Source organism: Mesorhizobium sp. M2A.F.Ca.ET.067.02.1.1 (assembly GCF_004023285.1).
Taxonomy (GTDB): domain Bacteria; phylum Pseudomonadota; class Alphaproteobacteria; order Rhizobiales; family Rhizobiaceae; genus Mesorhizobium.
Genome location: NZ_RZSB01000273.1, coordinates 1 through 7133 on the forward strand (window position 1 = coordinate 1; position 7133 = coordinate 7133).

General features: G+C 64.3%; 6 protein-coding genes. 2 read left to right on the top strand and 4 right to left on the bottom strand.

Annotated features, from left to right (window positions below; all coding sequences use genetic code 11):
• Both cysN and cysQ read left to right on the top strand, forming a co-directional pair.
• A partial coding sequence (cysN, locus tag EOA28_RS18880; RefSeq protein ID WP_281060907.1) for a sulfate adenylyltransferase subunit CysN occupies positions 1–1901 on the top strand: 1901 nt, incomplete at its 5' end.
• 10 nt (positions 1902–1911) lie between these two features.
• Entirely contained in the window at positions 1912–2694 is a 783-nt protein-coding gene (gene cysQ, locus EOA28_RS18885) for a 3'(2'),5'-bisphosphate nucleotidase CysQ (RefSeq protein ID WP_189342101.1), read from the top strand.
• Between the two features lie 197 nt (positions 2695–2891).
• On the opposite strand, the gene EOA28_RS18890 is transcribed toward cysQ, so the two are convergent.
• The 4 genes from EOA28_RS18890 to EOA28_RS18905 form a co-directional block, all read right to left on the bottom strand.
• Positions 2892–4061 carry a DegT/DnrJ/EryC1/StrS aminotransferase family protein gene (locus tag EOA28_RS18890; RefSeq protein ID WP_127250103.1) on the bottom strand — a complete coding sequence of 390 codons (1170 nt, stop codon included), beginning with the start codon at positions 4059–4061 and terminating at the stop codon, positions 2892–2894.
• Positions 4062–4298: 237 nt separating this feature from the next.
• Positions 4299–5222, bottom strand: a complete 924-nt coding sequence (locus tag EOA28_RS18895) for a carbohydrate kinase (RefSeq protein WP_127250104.1) — start codon at positions 5220–5222, stop codon at positions 4299–4301.
• Positions 5219–5665, bottom strand: coding sequence for an RbsD/FucU domain-containing protein (locus tag EOA28_RS18900; RefSeq protein ID WP_127250105.1), 447 nt, complete (start codon positions 5663–5665; stop codon positions 5219–5221). The genes EOA28_RS18895 and EOA28_RS18900 overlap by 4 nt, the downstream gene beginning before the upstream one ends.
• A 2-nt stretch (positions 5666–5667) precedes the next feature.
• Complete coding sequence (locus EOA28_RS18905; protein WP_127250106.1) at positions 5668–6891, bottom strand: ROK family transcriptional regulator; 1224 nt, start codon at positions 6889–6891, stop codon at positions 5668–5670.
• Positions 6892–7133: the final 242 nt, after the last annotated feature.

Genomic DNA, 7133 nt, shown 5'->3' on the forward strand with positions numbered 1-7133 from the left:
ATTCTATCCGCGACTATATGGCCGCGCAGGAAAAGAAGTCGCTGCTGCGCTTCCTCACCTGCGGCTCCGTCGATGACGGCAAGTCGACGCTCATCGGCCGCCTGCTCTCCGACACCAAGCAGATCTTCGAGGACCAGCTTGCCGCGCTCGAGAAGGATTCGCGCAAGCACGGCACCACCGGCGACGATATCGACTTCGCGCTGCTGGTCGACGGGCTGGAGGCGGAGCGCGAGCAGGGCATCACCATCGACGTCGCCTACCGCTTCTTCGCCACGCCAAAGCGCAAGTTCATCGTCGCGGACACACCCGGCCATGAGCAATACACGCGCAACATGGCGACTGGCGCTTCGACCGCGGATCTCGCCATCGTGCTGATCGATGCCCGCCAGGGCGTCCTGCGCCAGACCCGGCGTCATTCGATCATCGCCTCGCTGCTCGGCATCCGTCACATCGTGCTCGCGGTCAACAAGATCGACCTTATCGGCTTCGACAAGGCTGCGTTCGACCAGATCGTCGCCGACTATCGCGAGTTCGCAAAACAACTCGGCTTCGTCAGCGTTGTGCCGATCCCTATGTCGGCGCGCTTCGGCGACAATGTCACCAGCCATTCGGAGCGCACGCCCTGGTATTCCGGTCCGTCGCTCATCGAGCATCTTGAAACCGTGTCGGTCGACGAGGCGGTGGTCGAATTGCCGTTCCGCTTTCCCGTCCAATATGTGAACCGTCCGAACCTCGATTTCCGCGGCTTCGCCGGCACCATTGCGTCGGGCACCGTTTCGCAGGGCGACGAGGTCGTCGTCGCCAAGTCCGGCAAGGCGTCCCGGGTCAAGCGCATCGTCGCGCAAGGCGGCGATCTCGATCAAGCGGTCGCCGGCCAGGCGATCACGCTTGTCCTCGAGGATGAAGTCGAGGTGTCGCGCGGCAACATGCTGGTGTCGCCTGCGGCACGGCCGCAGGTCGCCGACCAGTTCGCCGCCAACATCGTCTGGTTCGACGATCAGGCGCTGCTGCCCGGCCGCTCCTACATCCTGCGCACCGAGACCGACCAGGTCAGCGCCACCGTCACCGACCTCAAATACCGGGTCAACGTCAACGATTTCGCGCATGAGGCGGCGAAGTCGCTCGACATCAACGAGGTCGGCGTCTGCAATCTCTCGACCCGCGCGCCGATCGCTTTCGATCCCTTCGCCGAGAACCGCACCACCGGCGCCTTCATCCTGATCGATCGCATCACCAACGCCACCGTCGGCGCCGGCATGATCCTGCATTCGCTGCGGCGCGCGGAAAACATCCACTGGCAGTCGCTCGACGTCGGCAAGCGCGGCCGTTCCGACCTGAAGAACCAGCGCCCGGCGGTGTTCTGGTTCACCGGGCTCTCCGGTTCCGGCAAGTCGACCATCGCCAACCTGTTCGAGAAGAAGCTTTTCGCCTCCGGTCGTCACACCTACATCCTCGACGGCGACAATGTCCGCCACGGGTTGAATCGCGATCTCGGCTTCACCGACGCCGACCGCGTCGAAAACATCCGCCGCGTCGCCGAAGTGGCCAAGCTGATGGCCGATGCCGGGCTGATTGTCATCGTCTCCTTCATTTCGCCATTCAGCGCCGAGCGCCGCATGGCGCGCGAGCTGATGGCCGAGGGCGAGTTCGTCGAGGTGTTCGTCGATACGCCGTTCGAGGAATGCGCAAGGCGTGACCCGAAGGGCCTTTACGCGCGCGCCCTGAGCGGTGAGATCAAGAACTTCACCGGTGTCGATTCTCCCTATGAGGCACCTGAGAATCCGGAAATTCATCTTCAGACCCTCGGCAGGAGTCCGCAGGAGATGGCGGAAGCCCTCGAACACTGGCTGATCGAGCGCGACATTGCCGAGGAGCAGTATGACAATGGCGGCGGTATCTGACGACGACGCGATGCTGGGCGTCTTCGAGCGCCTGGCGCTGGAAGCGGGGCGCGAGGTGATGCGCGTCTTCCATGAAGGCTGCGCCGTCGACAGCAAGGCGGACTCTTCGCCGGTGACGGAAGCCGATTGCGAAAGCGAGAAGATCATCCTTGCCGGCCTGCGCGCCGCCTATCCGGATATCCCATGCGTGGCCGAGGAAGAGGTGGCGGCGGGCATCGCCACGCCCGACCTCGACGGCGCCTTCTTCCTGATCGATCCGCTCGACGGCACCAAGGAATTCGTCAACCGCCGCACCGATTTCACCGTCAACATAGCGCTGGTGCGTCATGGCGTTCCGGAAGTGGGCGTTGTCTACGCGCCCTGCACCGGACGCTTCTTCAGTGGACGGCCTGGCAAGGCCGAAGCACTGGAGGTCGATGCCGATTATCGCATTGCCGGCCGCCGGCCGATCACCGTGCGGGCAGGGGGCACGCCGCTGGCCGTCGTCGCCAGCCGTTCGCACAACACGCCTGAAACCGACGCCTTCATCCGCGACCTCGGTCCCGCCGAGATTGTCTCGATCGGCTCGTCATTGAAATTCTGCCTGCTCGCCGCGGCGGAGGCGGACGTCTATCCGCGCTTCGGCCGCACCATGGAATGGGATACGGCAGCGGGCGACGCAGTGCTTCGCGCCGCAGGTGGCATGACGCGCACTTTGGACGGCCGGCCGCTCGTCTACGGTAAGCGCAACCAGGCGAGCGACAGCGATTTCGCCAACCCGCATTTCATTGCGATGGGGAAGGGCGCTGCGTAGGGCTTTGGTGATTGGCCGCCCACATCGCGTTCGTCATCCTAGGGCGGAGCAAGGAGCGAAGCGACGCGCGCAGACCCTAGGATCCATGCCGTTACGCTAAGGCGTTGCAACGGTTACAGAATTCTGCTCCGCCGCAGTCACGTTCAACGTTACGGCATGGATCCTCGGGTCAAGCCCGAGGATGACGAAGGCGCTGTTCAAGCCGCCGCGACATGCGCCGAGTTCGACCCGATATAATTGCGAATCGTCTCGATGATGCGGTCCTGGTCGGCTTCGCTGAGATAGGCGTGCATCGGCAGGCAGAGGATCTGCTTCGGCAGCGTTTCGGAGACGGCAAGAGCCGTCGGCGTGCGCGGATAGTCCTTGTAGGCCACCTGCTCATGCAACGGCTTCACATAATAGATCACCGAAGGGATGCCCTTTTCGCCGAGATGAGCTTTAAGCCCGTCGCGCTTCGGCGTCTCGATCGCGTATTGCGCCCAGGCCGAGCGGCCGTGGCCCAGATTGCGCGACGCCTTGACGATGTCGCCGAGGCCCTTGGCATAGCGGTCTGCGACCACCTGGCGGGCCACCATCTCTTCTTCGAGGATGGCGAGCTTCTCGATCAGGATCGCCGCCTGCAGCGTGTCGAGGCGCGAATTGATGCCGACGCGGACATTGTCATATTGCGTCTCGCCCTTGCCGTGGAAGGCGAAGGAACGAAGCTTGTCGGCCATCGCACCGTCATTGGTGAACATCGCGCCGCCATCGCCGTAGCAGCCAAGCGGCTTCGCCGGATAAAAGCTGGTCGAGCCGACATGGCCGAAGGCGCCGCACATCTTGGCGTCGGCGGAACCGCCGATCGCCTGGACGTCGGCGGAACCGCCCATCGACTGCGCGGCGTCCTCGATCACCAGGAGGTTCTCGCGCTTGGCGATCGCCATGATCGCCTCATAGTCGGCGGCAAGGCCGAACAGGTCGACGGGGATGATCGCCTTCGGCTTGAGGCGGCCTTCCTTCTTGATCATCTCGATCGCCGCTTCGAGGCTGGCGATGTCGATGTTGTAGCTATCAGGGTCTACGTCGACGAAGACCGGCTCGGCCTTGGCCAGCGCCACCACTTCAGCGGTCGCGGCAAAGGTGAAGCTCGGCACGAACACCGCGTCGCCCGGGCCGATGCCGGCGGCAAACAGCGGCAAAAGCAGCGCATCGGTGCCGTTGGCGCAGGCGACCACATGCTTGACGCCGATATAGGCAGCGAGCTTGTTCTCGAATTCGGTGACCTGCGGCCCGAGGATGTAGCGGCCGTCCTCGACGACGTGGTCAATCGCGGCCTTCAGCCGGTCGCGGATACGTTCGCGCTGCGCGCCAAGATCGATGAACTGCATGTCGGCCTCGAATGCCAATAAAATCGGCCCGCTGGTATCAGACTTGGCGCGGCTGAGAAAGCCGACCACGACGAGGGCGAATTGCCTATGTGTCGCAGCCTGTTACCGCTTTTGCCGGCGCAATGCCCGAAAAAGCCAGAAATCCGTGCTTTGCGAGGCGCTTACGGCCTCCCTTGTCGCGGCGCCCCGTTATCGGGAAACACAAAGTGATCGGCCGAAGGGCGATCCGGCAGCGGATCAGGCGATTTCGTGCCGCCATGGCGGGTTGGCGCCGGCCCGCGACACCGTTACCGCCGCCGCCCTGGCGCCGAGTTCCAGCGCCTTGCGGATGGCGTCCTCGGACAGGCCGCCGATCGCCGCCTTGGTGAGCAGACCTTGCTCATGCAGCGAGGCCAGGATGCCGGCATTGAACGTATCGCCCGCGCCGACGGTGTCGACCACCTTGACCTTCTGCGGCATGACCGTGACCCTGTGCGCCTTGCTGTAGCCGACCGCGCCTTCGCTGCCATGGGTGACGACGATCAGCTCCGGCCCGCGATCCAGCCAATTGCGCACGACATCCTCATGCGAGCCGGCCTCGTCGAACCATTTGAGGTCCTCGTCGGAGAGTTTGACGATGTCGGCCATCGCCATCATCTCGCGGATGCGTCTGAGATGCTTCGCCTTGTCGGGGATGAAGTTCGGTCGGATGTTTGGATCGAGCATCATCACACGGGCTTCGTGCTCGCGCCGCATGAACTCCTCATAGGCCGATCCGGCAGGCTCGGAGATCAGGCTGATGGCGCCGAACAGCATCGCCTCGATCTCGGCGCCGAGCTTCGGCAGGTCCTCGATGGTCAGCATTCGCCCGGCGGTGTTCTCGTCATAGAAAGTGTAGGTCGCCTGGCCGTTGGTGAGCCGCACGAAGGCGAGCGTGGTCGGGCGAGGGGATGTGTGGGCATAGGTGGAGCTCACCTTGCTGGCGCCGAGCGCGTCGCGGAACTGGCCGCCGAACAGGTCGGAGGAGAGGCCCGAGAAGAATCCCGCCGGGGCGCCCAGCCGTCCAAGCGCGATCGCCGAATTGAACACCGCGCCGCCGACATAGGGGGCGAAGGCCGCTTCGCCTTCCGTGGTGATGCGCGGCAGCATGTCGATCAGGGCTTCGCCACAGCAAAGGATCATGTCGTCTTGGTCTCCGGCGGATCAATCACGCCCTTGCGGATGATGATGTTGGCGAAGAGCCTTGGTTCGCTGGTTGCCACGATCGCATGCGCGGCCTTGACGCGTGCATAGAAGTCAGGCCCGGCCAGCGCAACCACCTTGTGGCCGGGCGCGCGTCTGGCGCAAACCGCTTCCATCTCGCGATGCACGGGGTCGGCCAGAGCCGGGTCGCCCTGCACCGAGGCGCGGAACAGCGCTTCCGGCACCGCTTCGTCCACCGGCAGCACGCTGAGCACGGCGTCGAGGACCGGGATGACATGGTGGCCGTCGGCGCGGATCAGCCGCCGCGCTTGTTCCTCGGCCGGATAATTGCCGTCGACGATGGCGATCTCGTCGCCATGACCCATCGCCCTGAGCGTCGCCAGGAACTGCGGCCCGAGCAGCGGGGGGATGCCGATCAGCATGGTCAGGCGCCTCCGGTCGTGTTCGGTCTGACCAGGAAACGCTCGGAAAGCGGCAGGCTGGCGCCGCCCAGCGCCCGCGCATGGATGCCGACGGTGCCCTCGCGCACGAAGGGCAGCTTCAGTCCCTCGGCATCGATGCCGGAGATGGCTTGCCGGATCGCCTCGACAAGACGGCGCCGCACATCGAGCGGCATCCAGCCGTCGATCACCGCCGCTTCGAAATCGATGACCGACGAGGCCGCGACGATGGCATAGGCAAGCGCGCGCGAGGCGCTGGCGATCCATTCGTCTAGCTCGGGGCCGATGTCGCCCCAGTCCTGCGGGGAGGTCCAAAGATAGGAGCCGTCGATGCCCTTGGCGGAAAGCGCCTTCTCGAGCATTGCAATCGAGGCGACGTCGATGAGCTGCGTCGGCTTGCCGTCCGGCCCCGGCACCGGCATCGATCCGAGCGCGCCGGCGTTCCCCTTCGGCCCGCTGTAAAGACGGCCGTTGAGAACGATGCCGCCGCCGGCAAAGGCGCCGATATAAAAATAGACGAAGTCGCGCGCCGCGCCCGCCTGGCCGAAGACAAGCTCGGCGCCGCAGGCCGAAGTCGCGTCATTCTGCAGGTAGACGGGGAACTCGCACTGCGCCTGGATGTCGGCGCGCATGTCGCGATGGCGCCATTCATCCATGACGTCGCGCGGCGCGCCGGCCGTGTCGGCCCAGTTCCACAGTTCGAACGGCATGGCGATGCCGAGGCCTGCGATGCGCTTGTCCTGCGTGGGCGTCAGCTCGCCGCGCATCGTCTTGATGCCGGCGGTGACGAATTCGACGGTCTCGCGCGGCGCGGGATAGCGGTAGGAATGCTGCAGCATGGCGCGCACATTGCCGAGAAAGTCGATCAGCACCAGCTCGGCGCTGCGTCGGCCGATCTTGAGGCCGATGAAGAAGGCGCCTTCCGGGTTGAGCGCCATCGGGATCGAAGGCTGGCCGATCTTGCCGCGCAGCGGCGCCTGGCGCACCAGCAGCTTGTCTTCCTCGAGCTCGCGCATGATCACCGACACCGTCTGCGCCGACAGCCCGGTCATGCGCGCGATATCGGATTTGGCCAGGCTGCCGTGCTGGCGCACCAGGGACAGCACCAACCGTTCATTGTGGTCGCGCATGCCGCTTTGGTTGGTGCCGCGATGCAGCCGACTCTCCAAAGCCTCGGGCGAACCGTGCCTCGCAATGCCGGTCTCCACCCTGTTCCTCCCGTTTGTTTCCCCGCGATGCTTTTCGTTCAGAATGAGTGAACGACGCAAGAGTGTCAATAATAAATAAGAGTGATTTAATTATTGACAGCCGTTCTGTCCTGGTGTTTTTTGAGATGTGTCCACGCTGGGAGAAAAGGTGGATGCGCTTGGGACGCCGGGTGGCCGGTGTCCGCAACAGTTCCATTGGGAGGAAAATCGTGACCAAGAAATCACTGCTGAAGTCTACCGTG